Source organism: Allomuricauda sp. CP2A, assembly GCF_001683915.1.
Lineage (GTDB): Bacteria > Bacteroidota > Bacteroidia > Flavobacteriales > Flavobacteriaceae > Flagellimonas.
On record NZ_LXTT01000026.1, the window covers coordinates 64,045 to 82,831 of the forward strand.

The 18,787-nt window shown below is 44.1% G+C and carries 23 protein-coding genes; 14 read left to right on the plus strand and 9 right to left on the minus strand.

What is annotated here, in order from left to right; all coding sequences use genetic code 11:
* The first annotated feature begins 51 nt into the window (after positions 1–51).
* From A7D14_RS02995 to A7D14_RS03005, 3 genes are all read left to right on the plus strand, one after another.
* A complete protein-coding gene (locus A7D14_RS02995; protein ID WP_067029785.1) occupies positions 52–753 on the plus strand; it encodes a CoA transferase subunit A in 702 nt (233 codons plus the stop codon).
* A gap of 53 nt (positions 754–806) precedes the next feature.
* On the plus strand, positions 807–1,460 hold the full coding sequence (locus tag A7D14_RS03000; protein ID WP_067029787.1) for a 3-oxoacid CoA-transferase subunit B: 654 nt from the start codon (positions 807–809) through the stop codon (positions 1,458–1,460).
* A 323-nt stretch (positions 1,461–1,783) separates the two neighbouring features.
* A complete protein-coding gene (locus tag A7D14_RS03005) occupies positions 1,784–2,299 on the plus strand; it encodes a GNAT family N-acetyltransferase (protein WP_067029789.1) in 516 nt (171 codons plus the stop codon).
* On the opposite strand, the gene A7D14_RS03010 is transcribed toward A7D14_RS03005, so the two are convergent.
* Positions 2,288–2,608, minus strand: a complete 321-nt coding sequence (locus tag A7D14_RS03010) for a hypothetical protein (RefSeq protein WP_067029791.1) — start codon at positions 2,606–2,608, stop codon at positions 2,288–2,290. The genes A7D14_RS03005 and A7D14_RS03010 overlap by 12 nt on opposite strands.
* A gap of 145 nt (positions 2,609–2,753) precedes the next feature.
* Here A7D14_RS03010 and A7D14_RS03015 point away from each other — a divergent pair, with 145 nt between their 5' ends.
* Positions 2,754–3,458, plus strand: coding sequence for a helix-turn-helix domain-containing protein (locus A7D14_RS03015; protein WP_067029793.1), 705 nt, complete (start codon positions 2,754–2,756; stop codon positions 3,456–3,458).
* Positions 3,459–3,469: 11 nt separating this feature from the next.
* On the opposite strand, the gene A7D14_RS03020 is transcribed toward A7D14_RS03015, so the two are convergent.
* The 5 genes from A7D14_RS03020 to A7D14_RS03040 all read right to left on the minus strand — a co-directional run bounded on the left by A7D14_RS03020 (position 3,470) and on the right by A7D14_RS03040 (position 8,865).
* Positions 3,470–4,615 carry a methionine aminotransferase gene (locus A7D14_RS03020; protein ID WP_067029795.1) on the minus strand — a complete coding sequence of 382 codons (1,146 nt, stop codon included), beginning with the start codon at positions 4,613–4,615 and terminating at the stop codon, positions 3,470–3,472.
* Positions 4,608–5,087: a very short patch repair endonuclease gene (locus tag A7D14_RS03025; RefSeq protein ID WP_067029797.1), complete on the minus strand. Its 480-nt coding sequence runs from the start codon at positions 5,085–5,087 to the stop codon at positions 4,608–4,610. Before A7D14_RS03025 ends, A7D14_RS03020 begins: the two co-directional genes overlap by 8 nt.
* 350 nt (positions 5,088–5,437) lie before the next feature.
* Positions 5,438–6,184 carry a succinate dehydrogenase/fumarate reductase iron-sulfur subunit gene (locus tag A7D14_RS03030; RefSeq protein WP_067029799.1) on the minus strand — a complete coding sequence of 249 codons (747 nt, stop codon included), beginning with the start codon at positions 6,182–6,184 and terminating at the stop codon, positions 5,438–5,440.
* Between the two features lie 6 nt (positions 6,185–6,190).
* A complete protein-coding gene (locus A7D14_RS03035; RefSeq protein WP_067029801.1) occupies positions 6,191–8,194 on the minus strand; it encodes a fumarate reductase/succinate dehydrogenase flavoprotein subunit in 2,004 nt (667 codons plus the stop codon).
* A 2-nt stretch (positions 8,195–8,196) separates the two neighbouring features.
* Complete coding sequence (locus tag A7D14_RS03040; protein WP_067029803.1) at positions 8,197–8,865, minus strand: succinate dehydrogenase cytochrome b subunit; 669 nt, start codon at positions 8,863–8,865, stop codon at positions 8,197–8,199.
* Positions 8,866–9,053: 188 nt separating this feature from the next.
* Between A7D14_RS03040 and A7D14_RS03045 the strand changes: the two genes are divergently transcribed.
* Together A7D14_RS03045 and A7D14_RS03050 are read left to right on the plus strand one after the other, a co-directional pair.
* Positions 9,054–9,983: a RimK family alpha-L-glutamate ligase gene (locus A7D14_RS03045; RefSeq protein ID WP_255307373.1), complete on the plus strand. Its 930-nt coding sequence runs from the start codon at positions 9,054–9,056 to the stop codon at positions 9,981–9,983.
* On the plus strand, positions 9,961–10,920 hold the full coding sequence (locus tag A7D14_RS03050) for a succinylglutamate desuccinylase/aspartoacylase family protein (protein ID WP_067029805.1): 960 nt from the start codon (positions 9,961–9,963) through the stop codon (positions 10,918–10,920). Before A7D14_RS03045 ends, A7D14_RS03050 begins: the two co-directional genes overlap by 23 nt.
* Here the strand turns inward: A7D14_RS03050 and A7D14_RS03055 are convergent.
* The 3 genes from A7D14_RS03055 to A7D14_RS03065 all read right to left on the minus strand — a co-directional run bounded on the left by A7D14_RS03055 (position 10,900) and on the right by A7D14_RS03065 (position 13,225).
* On the minus strand, positions 10,900–11,343 hold the full coding sequence (locus A7D14_RS03055; RefSeq protein WP_067029807.1) for a hypothetical protein: 444 nt from the start codon (positions 11,341–11,343) through the stop codon (positions 10,900–10,902). The two genes, A7D14_RS03050 and A7D14_RS03055, sit on opposite strands and share 21 nt — an antisense overlap.
* A gap of 153 nt (positions 11,344–11,496) precedes the next feature.
* Positions 11,497–12,675, minus strand: coding sequence for a DUF1624 domain-containing protein (locus A7D14_RS03060; RefSeq protein WP_067029809.1), 1,179 nt, complete (start codon positions 12,673–12,675; stop codon positions 11,497–11,499).
* A gap of 154 nt (positions 12,676–12,829) precedes the next feature.
* Positions 12,830–13,225, minus strand: a complete 396-nt coding sequence (locus tag A7D14_RS03065) for a DUF2721 domain-containing protein (RefSeq protein ID WP_067029812.1) — start codon at positions 13,223–13,225, stop codon at positions 12,830–12,832.
* Positions 13,226–13,304: 79 nt separating this feature from the next.
* On the opposite strand from A7D14_RS03065, the gene A7D14_RS03070 reads away from it, so the two are divergent.
* From A7D14_RS03070 to A7D14_RS03100, 8 genes are all read left to right on the plus strand, one after another.
* Entirely contained in the window at positions 13,305–14,597 is a 1,293-nt protein-coding gene (locus A7D14_RS03070) for an aminopeptidase P family protein (RefSeq protein ID WP_067029814.1), read from the plus strand.
* On the plus strand, positions 14,597–15,157 hold the full coding sequence (locus A7D14_RS03075) for a Crp/Fnr family transcriptional regulator (RefSeq protein WP_067029816.1): 561 nt from the start codon (positions 14,597–14,599) through the stop codon (positions 15,155–15,157). Before A7D14_RS03070 ends, A7D14_RS03075 begins: the two co-directional genes overlap by 1 nt.
* A 115-nt stretch (positions 15,158–15,272) precedes the next feature.
* Positions 15,273–15,476, plus strand: coding sequence for a tautomerase family protein (locus tag A7D14_RS03080; protein ID WP_067030207.1), 204 nt, complete (start codon positions 15,273–15,275; stop codon positions 15,474–15,476).
* Complete coding sequence (locus tag A7D14_RS03085; protein ID WP_067029818.1) at positions 15,473–16,216, plus strand: SDR family NAD(P)-dependent oxidoreductase; 744 nt, start codon at positions 15,473–15,475, stop codon at positions 16,214–16,216. Before A7D14_RS03080 ends, A7D14_RS03085 begins: the two co-directional genes overlap by 4 nt.
* A 13-nt stretch (positions 16,217–16,229) precedes the next feature.
* Entirely contained in the window at positions 16,230–16,598 is a 369-nt protein-coding gene (locus A7D14_RS03090) for a nuclear transport factor 2 family protein (protein ID WP_067030210.1), read from the plus strand.
* Between the two features lie 85 nt (positions 16,599–16,683).
* Entirely contained in the window at positions 16,684–16,854 is a 171-nt protein-coding gene (locus A7D14_RS19950; protein WP_176712352.1) for a hypothetical protein, read from the plus strand.
* Positions 16,855–16,940: 86 nt separating this feature from the next.
* The gene (locus A7D14_RS03095) at positions 16,941–17,819 is read left to right on the plus strand and encodes a retropepsin-like aspartic protease (RefSeq protein WP_067029819.1); all 879 of its coding nucleotides are present in this window, start codon (positions 16,941–16,943) and stop codon (positions 17,817–17,819) included.
* Between the two features lie 38 nt (positions 17,820–17,857).
* Positions 17,858–18,772, plus strand: a complete 915-nt coding sequence (locus A7D14_RS03100; RefSeq protein WP_067029821.1) for a ketopantoate reductase family protein — start codon at positions 17,858–17,860, stop codon at positions 18,770–18,772.
* The last annotated feature ends 15 nt before the right edge of the window (positions 18,773–18,787 follow it).

The window sequence follows — 18,787 nt, forward strand, 5'->3', positions numbered from 1 at the left end:
TGGGGCTTTTTTATTTAAATCGTAAATTCAAGCAATTGGAAAAAAGACGAAATGATCAATAAAACAGTTTCAGATGTTTCAAAGGCCTTGGAGGGCGTAGCCGATGGAATGACCTTCATGTTGGGCGGATTTGGCCTCTGTGGCATCCCTGAGAATGCCATTGCGGAATTGGTCAGGCTGGGCGTCAAGAACATCACCTGCATTTCCAACAATGCGGGGGTGGACGATTTTGGCCTTGGCCTGTTGTTGCAAAAGCACCAGATAAAAAAGATGATTTCCTCCTATGTGGGAGAGAACGACGAATTTGAACGCCAAATGCTGAGTGGGGAGTTGGAGGTGGAATTGACCCCCCAAGGCACCTTGGCCGAAAAATGTAGGGCCGCCCAAGCCGGCTTCCCCGCCTTCTACACCCCAGCAGGCTATGGAACCGAAGTGGCCGAAGGCAAAGAGACCCGTGAGTTCGATGGTAAAATGTATGTGCTTGAACCAGCTTTTAAGGCCGATTTCTCCTTTGTGAAGGCTTGGAAAGGGGACGAGGCAGGCAATTTGATCTTCAAGGGAACAGCACGCAATTTCAACCCTTGTATGTGTGGCGCCGCAAAGATTACCGTGGCAGAGGTAGAGGAACTCCTTCCGGCCGGAAGCTTGGACCCCAACGAAATCCATATCCCCGGCATATTTGTACAGCGTATTTTTCAAGGGGAAAAGTACGAGAAACGTATCGAACAACGAACCGTACGTGAACGGAATTAGGAAAATTGTCCCCTTGAGGGGACTTCAGGGGTGTTTAAACTAAGGATGATAAAATGTTAGATAAAAACGGAATCGCAAAGCGAATCGCAAAAGAGGTCAAAGATGGATTCTATGTAAACCTTGGAATTGGTATCCCCACTTTGGTCGCCAATTTTGTTCGGGACGATATCAGTGTGGAGTTCCAAAGTGAAAATGGCGTGCTCGGTATGGGGCCTTTCCCTTTTGAAGGGGAGGAAGATGCCGACATCATCAATGCCGGAAAGCAGACCATCACCACCTTGCCGGGAGCTTCTTTTTTTGACTCGGCCCTGAGCTTTGGAATGATTCGGGGGCAGCACGTGGACCTCACCATTTTGGGCGCCATGGAAGTAGCGGAAAATGGAGACATCGCCAATTGGAAAATTCCCGGAAAAATGGTCAAGGGAATGGGAGGGGCCATGGACTTGGTGGCCTCCGCAGAAAATATCATTGTGGCCATGATGCACACCAACAAGGCTGGACAGTCCAAACTTTTAAAAAGATGTACCCTGCCATTGACCGGTGTGGGCTGTGTAAAAAAAATAGTGACCAACCTAGCGGTTTTGGAAGTGACTCAAAAAGGCTTCAAACTGCTTGAAAGAGCACCTGGGGTGACGGTTGAAGAAATTGTAAAGGCCACTGAAGGCAAGCTGATTGTTGATGGAGAAATCCCCGAAATGAAGATTTAGCAAATACCTTCCGTTTTTTTACAACAAAATGAAACCATTACACAACATTAGTTTGAATTTACCATTCATCGAGTATATATTTGGTTATATCGAATTTTTTACCCAAATTAACAACCAATAAAACAATACCATGGCAGCCAAATTAAACCACACTACTATGGACGAAAATGTTCAAGTGTACCGAAACGATTTCTTTACAGGATTTATGCTATTGATCAAGAAGCTTTTTATGCTATAGACCAGTATATTTCCCCCTGAAAAAACTTAGAGCCAGCACTATTGTTAGGCTCTTTTTTTTTGAACTAAATTTGGACAAAAGGATTATGAACTTAAGTTTTAGGCAGTGTACAATTTCTGATCTGGACACTTTGGTAATAATATCCAAAGACACTTTTGCTGCGGCTTTTGAAAAGGACAATGATCCTGCCGACTTCCAAGACTATATTCAAAATGCATTCAGCCCCGAAAAGTTGAACAAAGAACTGGAGAACCCCAACTCCATTTTTTATTTTGTTTTTGATGACGAAACCTTGGTAGGGTATTTTAAGTTGAACACGGGCACAGCCCAGACCGATGTCCATGACAAAAACGCTATGGAACTGGAACGGATTTATGTTGTACAAGCGTATCAGGGCAAAAAAATAGGTGCCCAAATGCTCAGTGAAATCTTAAATCTTGTCAGAAAACTCAAAAAAGCATACGTATGGCTGGGCGTTTGGGAACACAATCCCAAGGCCATTCGTTTTTACCAAAGACATGGCTTCCAAAAATTTGGTGAACACCCATATTACATTGGTGAGGACAAACAGACCGATTGGCTCCTTCGGTTAGACCTTTAAAAAGCCTTCCAAAAACAAAATATCCCCTTCGGAACGCAGTTTGTAGGCAATGGCGTTTTCAAAAGCGGCATGGATCAGCAACGAAATGGCCTGTGCATTGGCCTTGGTAAGGCTGTTTGTTCGGTAGACCACATCCCGAATGGTTGAAAAGCTCACATTGCTCCTGATGGCAATGTTGGCATAATCATTTTTGGAGGCATTTCTCCGTAAAATTTCAGAAAGTCGCTCACTGATTGGTTTGCCGTAATCTTCTTTTGAAAAGATCTCATCACTTTTGATGACCAACCCAAGATTTTTAATAGATCCCATCTCAATAGTTTAGTGGATTACTAATTATTTTATTGGGGTCTGATCCTATTTTCTATATTTGGCTTGTAACCCAATTACAGAAAAGTGGCGGAATCGCTGCGGCTAGTGCATATTGCGTAACAATATTACACAATATACTGAATATATGTATATAATTAAACAGTTAAGGCGTAAAAAAAATATCAGCCAATCTAAATTGGGCAAAGAAATTGGGGTCAGTCTACGTACCATACAGCTTTACGAACGAAAGAACGCCAACATTCCCATTAAGAACCTCACCAAGATTGCCAACTTTTTTGACATGACCATTGCAGAAATGTATCTGCAAGAGGTGAACGATATGGGCGAATCCTATACCAAGCAACAACCCTTTACAAAGCACGGTAGTGTCTTTTATCCATTGGACCATGGTAAATACTTGGTCATGGCACCCTTGGTGCTGGTGGAATGGCACCAAAAATATATTGAGAGCTTGGAAAAACAGAATGGCAGAATACCGTTTCAATCTGCATTTGTGATTGACTTTTTGGCCAAGGAACCCCATCGAATTTTTGAGGTTTCGGGTGATTCCATGAACGATGCCACAATACAAGCCATTCCCAATAAAGCCTATGTGCTGGGCTTGGGTCTAAAAAAGGAAATGTTCACCAAGGATGATGAAACCCTTTGGAGCAAATCCTACATCTTGGTCTGTAAGGACCGAATTATCTGTAAACAACTTACAGGCTATAACAAGGAAAAAAGAGCATTGCACTGCCATAATTTGAACACTTCTCCCGAATTTCAGGATTTTGAATTGCCCTTGGACGATGTGCTTCAGATTTTCAGAATAGTAAAAAAACAACTTTAGCCTTTCAATACTCAAATTGAATTCAAGATGTCGGCGGCCTTGTCCAAAACGTCATTGGTCTTGGCGAAGCAAAACCGCAGAAATTTCTTGTCATATGCTGCTCCGCAAAATACAGAGACCGGAATACTGGCAAGCTTATGTTGCTTGATCAAACGTTCCGCAAAAACGGTATCTTTTTCGTCCGTGATACCGGAATAATCCAATAGTTGAAAATAAGTGCCCTCCGAAGGAACCATTTTGAATCGGGAACCCTTTATCGCATTTAAGAAAGCATCTCGTTTCTCCTGATAAAAACCACTGAGCGTTACATAATGCTGAGGGTCCTTTAAATATTGGGCCAGAGCAATCTGTAGTGCGTGGTTGACCGAAAACACATTAAACTGATGCACTTTTTGAAACTCCAGCATCAAGGATTTTGGGGCAACACAGTACCCCACTTTCCAACCCGTGGCATGAAATGTTTTTCCAAACGAAGAACAGATGAAGCTTCGCACTGCCAAATCCGGATATTTGGCCGCACTCTCATGCAGCTTACCATCAAAAACGATATGTTCATACACTTCATCACTCAATAAAATAATATCCGTGTCCTTTAAAATTTCTTGAAGTTGCAACATATCGCTTCTAGACCAAATGGTACCCGTAGGATTGTGTGGGGTATTGATGATGACCATTTTGGTCTTGCGACTTATGGCCGATTTGAAGGCGGTCCAATTCATTTTAAAATCATTTCCCTCAAGAAGCACCTCGATAGTTTTGCCCCCAAAAAGTGTTATGGCCGGCTCGTAGCAATCAAAGGCGGGCTGTACAACAATGACTTCATCTTTTGGGCGGACCACGGCGGCAATAGCGGTAAAAATTGCCTGTGTGGCCCCGGCCGTAATGGTGATTTCGGATTCAGGATGATAATAGTTGCCATACAGTTGCTCAATTTTCCCAGAAATGGCTTCCCGAAGGGAAAGAACCCCTTGCATGGGCGCATATTGATTATGGCCTTTTTTAAAAGCCTCGTTCACTAAATGTAGAAGCTGAGGGTCAGGGTCAAAATTGGGAAATCCCTGGGATAGATTTATGGCATTATGGGTACGGGCCAGTTGATTAATGGTTGTGAAAATGGTGGTGCCTACATGCGGCAATTTGGATGATGGTTCAATCATTGGCGTGATGTTCGTTTAATACTTTGAGTACTTGTTGCAAGCAACGTTCCAAGTCTTTTTTCACCTCGGTCTCCCAAAACCGAAACACGGTATAGCCCATTTTTTCCAATGCTTCGTTCACCTCCACGTCCCGTTGAATGTTGCGTTCAATCTTTGGAATCCAGAATTCCCGGTTGCTTTTTATTTTGTGTTTTCGTTCCTCCCAATTGTGGCCATGCCAGAACTCCCCATCAATAAAGATGACGGTCTTGTATTTTTTTAGGGCGATATCGGGCTTTCCGATGAGTTTTTTATAATCGATGCGGTAACGATAACCAGCAGCCCACAAGGCTTTTCTAAAGGCCAGCTCTGGTTTGGTGTTCTTGCCTCGAATCTTCCCCATGATCTTGGAACGCTCCGGCGTGGTGTAGAACCCGGATTCTTCATTGAACCGAGGGACTTTGATGCGTTCTTTGGAATACTTTTTGGGCATACGGGAATATACGAAGGATTCAAGAAAAGTAAAAAGTGTAATGTCACCTCGAGCGCAGTCGAGAGGTTGACACGCAGCCCATGAGGTCTCGACTGCGCTCGACCTGACAATTTGCAAAAGAGAGTTTAATCAAAATTAAAACCCAATCTCCTTTTTGGAATTTGGGTTTTGTACACTTTAAATTTTATCAACTATCTATAAAACCGTTAATTCGAGTGGTTTTTCCGATTCGAAATGAGGAAAAATTGCCTGCCTGCGGCTAAGGCAAGGTATCGAGAATAGGTTTTCCAAAGCACGGTTCTCGATACAAAATTCCTATTGGAATTTTATTCGAACTGACACAGTTTAATCTATCCCTTCAAAGTAGCGGATAAATATTCCCGGTTCATACGGGCAATGTTGGTTAAGGAAATACCTTTAGGGCACTCCACTTCACAGGCTCCCGTGTTGGTACAATTACCAAAACCTTCCAAGTCCATTTGGCGTACCATGTTCTGAACACGTTCCACGGCCTCAATTCTACCTTGGGGCAACAAAGCAAATTGGGAAACCTTGGCTGAGGTGAACAGCATGGCACTGGCATTTTTACAAGCGGCCACACAAGCACCACAACCAATGCAGGTAGCAGCATCCATGGCTTCATCTGCATCATGCTTGTTAATGGGAATGGCATTGGCATCCACGGTGTTACCCGAAGTATTTACAGAAATAAAACCACCCGCTTGTTGAATTCGTTCAAACGAGCTTCGGTCCACTATCAAATCTTTGATTACAGGAAATGCTTTTGCACGGAAAGGTTCAATGACTATAGTGTCCCCATCCTTGAATTTTCGCATGTGCAATTGGCAGGTGGTCACCAATCGGTCTGGGCCGTGTGGTTCCCCATTGATTTGCAGGGAACAGGTTCCGCAGATACCTTCCCTACAGTCGTGGTCAAATTCCACGGGCTCTTCCCCTTTGGAAACCAACTCCTCGTTAAGGATGTCCAGCATCTCCAAGAAAGACATATCACCTTCTACACCATCAAGGGTATAATCAACTATTTTTCCGGGTGAGGATGCGTCCTTTTGACGCCATATTTTTAAATATAATTTCATAGCTTCTTATTTGTAGGACCGTGTCTTTAATTCAATATTTTCGTACACCAAATCCTCTTTGTGCAATTTGGCATCTTTGGGCTCTCCGGCATATTCCCAAGCGGCCACATATTTAAAGTTCTTATCATCACGCAAGGCTTCGCCTTCTTCGGTTTGGTATTCTTCACGGAAGTGTCCCCCACAAGATTCGTTTCGGTGCAGGGCATCTTTCGCAAAAAGTTCACCCAACTCCAAGAAATCGGCCACGCGTCCCGCTTTTTCCAATTCTTGGTTTTTAGAATCGATGGTTCCCGGAACTTTTACGTTCTCCCAGAAATCTTTTCGAAGCGCGGAAATCTCTTTGATGGCTTCTTCCAACCCTTTGGCATTTCGGGCCATACCACATTTGTTCCACATGATCTTGCCCAGCTTTTTGTGGTAGTAATCCACGGAGTGGATTCCTGTACCGGACATCAGTTTTTCCATTCGGTCACGAACCTGTTTTTCGGCCTCATCAAAGGCTGCGGAATCGGTTGGGATTTTTCCGGTTCTGATATCATCTGATAAATAATCCCCAATGGTGTAGGGCAGCACAAAATAACCATCTGCAAGACCCTGCATCAAGGCCGAAGCTCCCAATCGGTTGGCCCCGTGGTCGCTGAAATTGGCCTCTCCGGCAGAATAACACCCTGGGATGGTGGTCTGTAAGTTATAGTCCACCCAAAGTCCGCCCATGGTATAGTGTACCGCAGGATAGATCATCATTGGGGTCTTATATGGATTTTGGTCCACAATTTTTTCATACATCTGGAAGAGGTTACCGTATTTTGCTTCGATAACTTCCTCACCCAGTTTTATGATGGTGGCCTCATCCGGGTTTTTAATCCCCGAGGTCAAGGCTTTTTCTTTTCCATAACGTTTGATGGCCGATGCAAAATCCAAATAAACGGCCTCACCGGTCTTGTTTACCCCAAAGCCTGCATCGCAACGCTCCTTGGCAGCTCTTGAAGCCACATCTCGGGGCACAAGGTTACCAAAAGCGGGATAACGTCGCTCCAAATAATAATCGCGATCTTCCTCGGCAATCTGTGTGGGTTTCAACTTTCCTTCACGGATGGCAACGGCATCCTCCATTTTCTTGGGCACCCAGATACGGCCATCGTTTCGGAGGGACTCCGACATCAATGTCAATTTAGATTGATGGTCCCCAGAAACGGGAATACAAGTTGGGTGAATCTGCGTAAAGCATGGGTTGGCGAAGAATGCACCTTTGCGGTGCGCACGCCATGCCGCCATTACATTGCTTCCCATGGCGTTGGTGGACAAGAAGAACACGTTTCCATAACCTCCAGTGGCCAAAACAACGGCATGACCGCTGTGTCGTTCAATTTCACCGGTCACCAGATTACGCGCAATGATTCCTCTGGCCTTGCCATCTACCAAGACCAAATCCATCATTTCATGGCGGGTGAAAGATTGAATTTTCCCCCGGTTGATCTGTCGGTTCATGGCAGCATAGGCACCCAACAACAATTGCTGTCCGGTCTGTCCTTTTGCATAAAAGGTTCGGGAAACCAACACGCCTCCAAAGGAGCGGTTGTCCAACATACCACCATATTCGCGGGCAAAAGGAACCCCCTGTGCCACACATTGGTCAATGATGTTTCCGGATACTTCGGCCAAGCGGTATACGTTGGCTTCACGGGAACGGTAGTCCCCACCTTTAATAGTGTCATAAAAAAGGCGATAGTTACTGTCACCATCCCCTTGATAGTTTTTTGCGGCATTGATGCCCCCTTGCGCAGCAATGGAGTGCGCCCTACGCGGTGAATCTTGGTAGCAGAATGTTTTTACGTTATAACCCAACTCGGCCAAAGTGGCTGCTGCGGCTCCACCTGCCAATCCCGTGCCTACAACAATGATGTCTATGTTCCTTTTGTTGGCAGGGTTAACAAGGTTAATGTCGTTTTTATGTTTGGTCCATTTGTCGGCCAACGGCCCAGATGGAATTTTAGAATCCAATATGCCCATACTTAATGTGTTATTGGGTTAAGGTGGTGATACAGGGCGATGAATGCAAAGCCCAGGGGAATGACCACCGAAAATATTTTAGTGAACGTCTTTACGGCCGGGGTGTATTTGTTGTTCCATCCCATGCTCTGGAATGAGGAAGCAAAGCCGTGCCACAAGTGAAGGCTCAACAATACAAAGGCTAAAACGTAAAGAATGGTTCTCCAGAACGGTTCAAATTTTTCCACGGTTTCATGGTAGTAGCGTGTTGGGTCTTCAGGAGAGACCTCAATGTATTTGTAGGCCATCTCATGCACCCAGAAATCATAAAAGTGGAGCACCAAGAAAGCGAGGATCACCAATCCGGAGTAGATCATGTTTCGGGACACCCATGGTGCGTTGGCACTTCCTTTGAACTTCACGTAATTGATTCCCCGCGCTTTTTTGTTCTGGATTTCTAGGACAAAGCCCATGACAAAATGGATGATCACGCCCGCGATCAAAATAGGCTGGAGGACAAATTGTACCAAGGGATTGTAGCCCATAAAATGGGACCACGAGTTAAAGGTTTCCGGGTCAATGACCGAAGTAATGTTAATGGTAAAATGTTGTGTGAGAAAAACAACCAAAAAAAGACCCGAAAGTGCCATTACCACTTTTCGGGCAATTGAAGATTTTATCAATCCACTCATTAGTGCTGGTTTTAATACAAATTTACGGCACGGTTAAGTTTTTAACAAGCTTTCAACATTGTAAAACCAGTTATTTAGACTGATTTTAAGCAGGGATGAATTTAGAGCAAGGAAATGGTTTTCTTCTCTTGATATGAAGGACTTTGTTGTTTTTAAATTCATGGGGATGAATTTCTATTTTGGGAATTTTGACCGATATTACAGATGATTTTAACCAACCCAATGCCATGGACATTGCCATATTATCCGTTAGCCTTAATGTGCATTCCACAAAAAGGATAGCGCAAGAAGCCGAAAACGCCGGTCACTATGTTGAAATGATAGACCACACTAAATGCTCGGTAAAATTGGGTATGGATAAGCCTCAAATTTATCTGGACACGGAGGATATTACCGATGAGTTTGATGCCATTATTCCCCGCATTGGTACAACCGTCACCAGGCATGGTGCCGCCATCGTAAAGCAGTTTGAGGTGAACAACATCTTCAGTACGGCAAGATCTTTGGGCATCACCCGGGCACGGAACAAGGTCCGGACACTTCAAATTATGGCCAGAAAGGGAATTCCCATTCCCGAAACCGTGTTTTCCATCAACCCACACAATGTAGAGGAACAAATAAAACTTTTGGGAGGGGGGCCGGTCATCATAAAATTGCAGGAAGGCACGCAGGGCAAGGGTGTTATGTTGGCGGAGAGTAAAAAATCAGCAAAATCCGTGATAGACACTTTATACAACATGAATACCAGTATTCTCCTGCAGGAATATATTGAGGAGGCCCATGGAGAAGACCTTAGGATTATTGTGGTGGGAAACAAGGTAGTGGCCAGCATGAAACGGACCAGCGATATTGATGATTTTAGGTCCAATGTGCACCGAGGTGCTGAGACGGAAGCGGTTCAATTGACCCCAAAAGAGAAATTCATAGCTATAAATGCCACCAAATATTTAGGTCTTGGCGTGGCTGGGGTGGATCTTATCCGTTCCAAAAAGGGACCTTTGCTGATAGAGGTCAATGCATCACCGGGGTTGAAGGGAATAGAGGCAGCGACCCAAGTGAATGTAGCCAAACACATCATTCAATTTGTGGAAAAAAATGGACGAAGAAAAAGAAAATAAGACCATAACCATAAATGGAGAGGCCATTGCACCGGGAGAAAATAAACTGCTACAGTTGAACATTGCCCGGCTTCCTACGGGGACCTTGATCGATATTCCCGTGCATGTGTTCAACGGAAAGAAAGCAGGACCCACCGTTTTGGTGCAAGCAGGCTTGCATGGCGATGAGATCAACGGGGTGGAAACACTGCGGCGGATGCTTCAGGAAAACCATTTTGCCATTAAAAAAGGGGGCGTGATCGTGGTTCCGATCCTCAATATTTTTGGCTTTATCCATTTTTCAAGGGATGTCCCGGACGGAAAGGATGTCAACCGAAGCTTCCCGGGCAGAAAAACAGGTTCCTTGGCCAGCCGGATTGCCTATGCCTATACAGAACAAATTTTGCCCCAAGTAGATTTTGGCATCGACCTGCACACGGGTGGAAGCCAACGGCATAACCACCCTCAGGCTAGGTACACCTCAGGGGATTCCAAAAGTGAACTATTGGCCAAAGCCTTCAACGCTCCCTTTTATTTTCCTTCCAAATTGATAACGGGCTCTTTTCGGAAGGCCACCTATAAGATGGGAATCCCCACTATGGTCTATGAGTCGGGCGAGAGTATGCGATTTGATGAAAAGGCCATTACAATAGGAATGCAGGGAATTCAAAATGTGTTTACGTACTTGGGAATGAAGGCAAAAGGAACAAATTTGAAACAAGGGCCTTCCATTCATTTGAAGTCCACCCGTTGGATTCGGGCGCCAAGGGCCGGGATGTTCATTCCACAAATAGAAAATGGGCAATCCGTAAAAAAAGGCGAGGTCTTGGGATTGGTCACGGATACCTTTGCCAGGAAAAACAAAAAAGTTAAGGCACCATTTGATGGGCATATTATCTGCATTAACCATCAAGCTGTGATAAACCAAGGGGATGCATTATTCCACATAGGGCGTTAGTCCAAATTCTTTATCGTTGATCATGGAGATGCTCCATTTAATGGCATTTTCCAGGTCAGAGAATTGCCGAATGTTGTTCTTGAAGAACATTTTTTCCAAGACAATACTGGACAGCCCACCTTTGTTGTAGGCAACCACAGAGTAAAATTCGAGCTTGTGCCTGTTTTTGTAAAATTTCAGCCAATCCGTAGGGACCACAGAATAATTGTTGATCCGGTTGGAGATATAGGCAATGGGTTTGTCCGTTCCAATAATTTCATAGGCAATATTGATGATTTTCTTCGCCATGGACCAATTAAAGACAACGCCTTCCTTGATTTCAGAAATGACCAAGCCATCAAAAAAATAGAACACCCCAAAATCGCACTCCCTGATTTCCCGGATGTTCTTAAAAAAATCAACTTCCTTAACCGTCTTTTTCATAGCAAAAAGCTGTTTGGCACAATACCCTAAAATTAAGGAAACTCTTTATGATAGTAAGAAAACTTTATGAACAGCCCAGACGCATTGATGGATTGGCTATTTCAATTGATGCGCAATTGAGGCAAGCCTTAAAATTTTGGGATTTACGCCAAATTACAAATAGCTCAGCCACCATTTTTCCCTGTGGTTGGTCTTGTAGTTATTGTACCAACTGCAAACGGGATACAGGGCAATGGTCAAAACAATCCAAACGAGATACACCACCCAAAGATCAAAACCATACCCCTGCAGTTGGGGTTGTAGGGTCACCCAAATATCGATGACCATATCCGAAAAATCAAAACCGGTGGACATTGCGGCCACCACCGCAAGGAGGTGGATCACATAAATATGTACAATGTAAAAGAACATGGGCACCCTTCCTATGACTACCAGTTTCTCGGTCCATTGGTTCTGTATATTCTCCACAAAAGCCAAAAAGAGAATGGAAGGCCCCAAGGTAATCAACAGGTAAAGCAAGGACGGGGGATATTTGGTAATGTTAAAATAGGAAGCAATGGTCATACCGAAGGACTCTTGTTCGGTCCAAGTATATGGGTCGCCATAAATATTTATGCTTCTCAGGACAAAAAACAACAAGGTCAATCCCAACCCTAGCTGGAACAGACGCTTTATTCTGAGCTTTGGATCATAGGAGGGTTTGTAGAGCTCTCCAAAATAAAAGCCCAAGGGCATCACAAAGATCCACGGAATCATGGGATAGCCCACAAATACCTGAAAACTGCCCATATTCACAATATTGAACACATGCAAAAAGGTCCAAAAACCGGAAGCAACCGTATCGGTAGGGGCAATGGGGTCCAATAAATTATGACCAAAAACCGCTAGTAAGGCCAGCCCGATCATAAACTTTTTGGGCAGGTGTATAAATCCCGCCAAGAAGATCATGCTTATACCCAAGACCCAGATGACCTGTAGCAGAATGGTGGAATAATCCAATTTAAACATCCAGGCCAACTTTATAATGGTGAGCTCGGCAATTACCAACCAAAGACCTCGCTTCAACAACCAAATGGACAAGGATTTTTTATCCCTGCGCTGTCCCACAAAGAAAGCTGAGGTTCCCGCAAGGAATACAAACACAGGCGCACAAAAATGGGTCACAAAACGGGTCCAAAAAAGTGGTACATTGGTTTGGGCCATATCAGAGGGATCAAAAAAATAGGCATCTGCATGAAAATAGTCGCGGACATGATCTAGAGCCATGATGACCATGACAAGACCCCGGAGCATATCAATGGATTTAATTCGTTTTTTTCGATTGGCTAGCATGATATTTCGTGTTGATGGTTTGGTTTTTTGTTCTTTATTGACAACCTCTTGAAAGCGTGGTTTTTATCAAAGCCAAATTATACAAAAGCCTCTGATGATAAGACCCGAAAATTGCTTTATTTTATGGGCGTTCAAATTTTCCCCTCGGCATAGGTCAATTCTCCATGCTTTTTAGCTGAATACCCAAGGCCTTTGTTGAGAGTTGTACCTCCAACAGCGAGAGCACCAAAGAAATGACCAGGAACACCAAACTGACCCCAAAAATGACATTGGCCCAAATTTGCATTTCCACATAAATAAGGAACATGGTAATGGCCGCCAACAAAAAACTGATGATGGCCGTGGCCTGCATGTTTTTAATGATACCCAATCGTTTCCGAAGCTGTTGAATCTGTTGTTTCAGCGGATGGGCCGAAGTCGAAGTCTCCTCGAACTGTTTGTGCAACTGTCGGATAAGGGCCGCGATGGCCAAATACCGGGCATTATAGGCCAACATGGTAAGCGAAATGGCTGGAAATAAAAGGGCTGGGATACTCAGGTTGAGTTGCATGGAATTTCTTTTAAGAGGTAAGGTATGAATTTGTCTTGGGGAACACAATTACCTACATTTGGCAAACCAAATTATTTATATGAAATATTCTCCCATAGACAGTAATCTGTTTGTAAAAAATCGAAAGAAATTCACGGCGCAAATGAAGCCAAAAAGCATTGCCGTGTTCAACTCCAATGATATTTATCCCATAGGGGCCGATAGCACCCTTCCGTTTGAGCAGAGCCGAGATCTTTTTTATCTCTGTGGTGCCGATCAAGAGGAAACCATCCTTTTGTTGTTTCCGGATGCGATGGATCCAAAACACCGTGAAATCTTGTTTGTTAGGGAGACCAATGACCATATTGCCGTTTGGGAAGGACCCAAACTCACTAAAGAGCAGGCCACTGAGGTATCGGGCATAAAAACCATTTATTGGCTCACCGATTTTGACAAGGTCTTTTTTGACTTGATGACCGAGGCAGACACCATTTACTTCAACACCAATGAACATTACCGCCAAGCCGTGGAGACCCAGACCCGCGAGGATCGCTTCATTGAAAAATGTAAAAAGGACTTTCCGGCACACCAGTGGGCCAAGAGCAACCCCATTTTGCAAGAGATTCGCGGAATCAAAGAGCCAGAGGAGATTGCCATCATGCAAACCGCTTGCGACATCACCGAAAAGGGATTCCGAAGGATTTTGGAACTTATAAAACCAGGGGTGTGGGAGTATGAAATTGAGGCCGAGTTTTTGCACGAATTTGTACGGAATCGCTCCAAAGGATATGCGTACCCGCCCATCATTGCTTCGGGCAACAATGCCAATGTGCTCCACTATCTGGTAAACAACCAACAGGTGAAGGATGGCGATATGATCCTGTTGGATTTGGCAGCCGAATATGCAAATTACTCTGCGGACATGACCCGTACCGTCCCTATCAATGGTAGATTTACGGATAGACAAAAAGAAGTGTACAGTGCTGTGCTTCGGGTAAAGAATGAAGCCACCAAAATGTTGGTGCCGGGGGTTATTTGGGCTGAATTCCACAAGGAAGTGGGCAAGATCATGACTTCTGAGTTGATTGGCTTGGGACTCTTGGACAAGGCCGATGTACAAAACGAGAACCCGGATTGGCCCGCATACAAAAAATATTTTATGCATGGCACCAGTCACCACATTGGGTTGAACACCCACGATTATGGAGCGTTGAAAACACCCATGAAACCGAACATGGTCTTTACCGTGGAACCGGGCATTTACATTCCGGATGAAGGCATGGGGGTGCGTTTGGAAGACGATGTGGTCATCCAAGAAACGGGAGAGCCCTTCAACTTAATGCGCAACATTCCCATAGAGATCGAAGAGATCGAGGAGTTGATGAACGCGTGATGCATCCGCTACGAAAACATATCGAAGAACTGATCAACTTGACCGATGAGGAATTCGATATGGTTTTAAGCCATTTTGAACCCATTAAAAAACGGAAACACCAATACCTTGTTCAGGAAGGTGAACTTGTGGACAAGGAGTTTTGGGTTCTTAAAGGATGTCTTAAAAGTTATTTTGTGGATGATGAAGGAAAGGAGCACATTCTTCAATTTGGAATGGAAAATTGGTGGATCACGGATTATGAATCCTTTGTAAAACAGACCCCTTCAAAAATATCCATAGATTGTATTGAGGACAGCGAACTGCTGTACATCACTTTTGAAAACAGGGAAAAACTCACGGCCCAAATGCACAAGATGGAACGCTTTTGGGCCAAAAAAAGCAAGTATGGCAGAATTGCACTTCAAAATAGAATTCTTTCCCTTTTAAAAAATTCGGCCAAGGAACGTTACGATGTTCTTCTGGAGCAATACCCGCAATTGTTTCAACGGGTGCCCAAAAAACTCATCGCCGCGTATTTGGGGGTGTCACGGGAGACCTTGAGCCGATTGTCCCTTTAAAACCCTTTCATTTTTCATTTTTTGTGACCTACATCACATTAAATCTGTGATATAGCTCCTTTCCATCTTTTTGGGCTAACCGCACCTTTGTATGGTAATTTTAAATACCTATAAAATGCCATATGTAAACATCAAGGTTACCGACGAACAGGTAACCCCAACCCAAAAGCGCAAATTGATCGAAGGCGTCACCCAATTGTTGGTGGACGTGCTCAACAAAAACCCCAAAACTACCCACATTGTCATTGATGAGGTTCCGATGGACAATTGGGGTTATGATGGAAAACAATATTCAGAAACAAAAAAACAAAACGCATGAAAAACAAAACAGTAATCATAACAGGAGCTTCCACCGGATTGGGAAAGGAAACAGCCCGCTATTTTTTGGAACGGGGCAGTAATGTGATCATGAATTCCTCAAATGCGGCAAATTTGGAAATGACATTCCAGTCGTTGGAGTCTCCAACCAATGCCACCTATGTTGTGGGGGATATCAGCAAACGGGAAACCGGGAAAAAACTGGCGGAAGAGGCCCTGGAAAAATTCGGTTCCATTGATGTGTTGATCAACAATGCAGGGATTTTCGCCCCAAAGCCTTTTCTGGATGTGAATGAAGCGGATCTGGAGCTTTTTTGGAAAGTGAACCTTATGGGAACCTACATCACTTCCCAGGAAGTCATCCCCCACATGATAAAGCAAGGGGGAGGTTCCATTATCAACATCGGAACGGTGTTGGTGGATCATGCCATAGATGGATTTCCGGCCACGGCACCCTTAACGAGCAAAGGTGCTATCCACGCGTTGACAAGGCAGCTCGCCGCAGAGTTTGGCAAGCAGAAGATTCGGGTGAATACCATTGCGCCGGGCATCATCAGAAGTCCTTTGCAGGGAAAAATTGGGGTTGAAGATCCCGATAGTCTTGCGGGACTCCATCTATTGAACCGCATCGGAGAAGCCCATGAGATAGCTGAGGCAGCCTACTATTTGGCTTCCGCAGATTTCATAACTGGCGAAACCATAAATGTGGCTGGTGGGCATACCGTGGGCCACGCCATTTAAAATGATGATAGTTATGTTCAAAGAAAACAGGGAGGCCATAGAACAATTGATCGCAGATTACTTTGAAGGGATTTTTAAAGGCGATGTGGACAAATTGGAAAAGTGCTTCCACGAAAACGCATATTTATATGGCGACATCAAAGGAGTGGATTACTTGAAAAGTAAATCGGCCTATATTGATGGGGTCAAGAACAGACAAAGCCCCAAAGCATTGGGAGAAGAATGCAAAATGGGGATTATCGGAATCGATATTTTGGGAAAGGCGGCCATGGCCAAACTGCATGTGCCCTTCTCGGGATATAATTATTATGATTACCTGTCACTGGCCAAGATTGCGGGGGAATGGAAAATAGTCAATAAGGTTTTTACACATGTTGACTAGATTTTGATTTTAGATGTAGTGTTAATTGGAGCGGCTTGGATAACGATCTGGGCCGCTTCAATTTTTTTAAATCGTACCTTTGAGTATGCTGTTTGCCATACTCCAACAACCTGATATCCAAAAAAAGATGGAACAAGCCCCGGACAGTGCCTACGAAATTGGCGTTGTCATTGGAAGCTATTTGCCCTTTGTGGTGTTGGCCGGAATTGCGTATGCCATTTACTACTTCAATAAAAAGAAGCGGGGATCGGAATAAAGAATAGTTGACCTTTATAATATTTCACAAATTGTAACTGAATTGCTGTTGGTTCGTCATAATAGAAACCGATACATTCACCAACCATGCAGAAAATAATTGCCACAGTTTTCCTTTTCAGTGCGCTTATTACCTATTCCCAAAACCCAGTTTCCAAACAAATCCAAGTGCCTTTTGTCTTGACGCCCGAAGGACACATTATCGTTCAGGCCAAAGTAAACGGTGTTGATGGCACCTTTATTTTTGATACAGGGGCAGGCATCAATTTAATGACCCAAAAATTTGCTGATAAAGTCGGGAATCTTGAAGAAACCCATCACTTTTATACCGGACATCGTGCTACCGGAGAAGCACTTCAGGCCAATCTTTGGAATTACAATACATTGCAAATTGGAAGCTTTACAGAACCCGATGGACAAACAGCCGTTTTCAATTTTGATTTCCCATTGGATGGACTCATTTCATTGACGCCTTTTAAAGACCAACCCTTCACCATAGATTTTGGGAATAAGGTTTTAACCCTTGAATCGCCACAATCCTTGCAAAAAGTCCGCTCCGAAGCAGATTTTGAAATGCCACTTGCCATCACCAATGACAGAAATATCAATATAGACATGGCTACACCCGTTCTTTTGAATGACAGCTTAGAATTGCTCGTGGGATTGGATACCGGTGCCGGGTTTGGGGTCTACCGGTTCAGTTCAAGATACATGGAGACCTTGGGCGTGGATTCCTCCCAAGTAAAAAAGGAGTTTCGGTCAAGCCCTTTCAACCCAAATGAAGGCAACACGTATTATTTTACCAAACTTGATAAACTGTCCAATTTGAGCAAAAAGTCTTCAGTCCAAGATTTCATCGCCACCTTTATTGATGGGTTGATCTATGAAGGGATCATGGGATTGGAATGGATTGGTCAAAAAATCACAATTGATCTTCCCAATCAAAAATTGATCGTTAAAAAATAGCAACCTCAATCTGCTCCAATCTTGGTACCTTTAGTACTATGAAAATTTTTATCATTGGTGCCGGGGCTGTGGGCAAGGCACTTGCCGTATCCTTACATCAAGCAGGGAAAGAAGTGGAGTTGATCCGCGGCCATTTGGACGATGGAACCCCGCATATGGAAAACATCGGGGTGGACCTATTGGATGGCCCCACCCTAGAAGCTGAAATCATGGTCAGTACGCTCAATAACCATACTCACTTGGAGGGGCTTGTGGTGTTGACCAGCAAATCATTCGGAAACAAAACCTTATCTGAAAAACTGGAGCCAAAGATTGGGGATTCACCCATTATTCTTTTACAAAATGGGCTGGGTGTGGAACAACCTTTTTTGGAAAAGCATTTTCCGGAAATCTTTCGGTGTGTCCTTTTTATGACCAGCCAGAATAGTGCGCCGAACACCATAAGTTATAAACCTGTGGCCCCGTCGCCCATAGGGGTCATACAGCAAAAGAACACCGCTTTGGAAAACATTGTAGCCACGCTGGACACTCCCAATTTTAGGTTTGTGGCCGAAAAGAACATCCAACGCATCATTTGGAAAAAGGCCATTGCCAATTGCGTGTTCAATTCCATTTGCCCCTTGTTGGAGACTGACAACGGCATATTCCATAGAGATAAGGCTGTGTTCGCCATTGCACAACGGGTTATTGTGGAATGTGCCACTATTGCCAATAAAAAAGGAATTGATTTGGGAACCTCCGAACTGGAAGATCAAGTATTGATGATTAGTCGTATGTCTGATGGACAACTCATTTCCACCCTTCAGGACATCAACAACAAAAGGGAAACGGAGATTGACACCCTGAATTTTGAGATCTATAGAATGGCACAGGCCATGAACCTTTCGCACAAAGTAAAGGAAACCCGGTTGCTGGGTGAATTGGTAAAAGTCAAATCCGAATTGCACCGTTGAAGAACACATAAATGG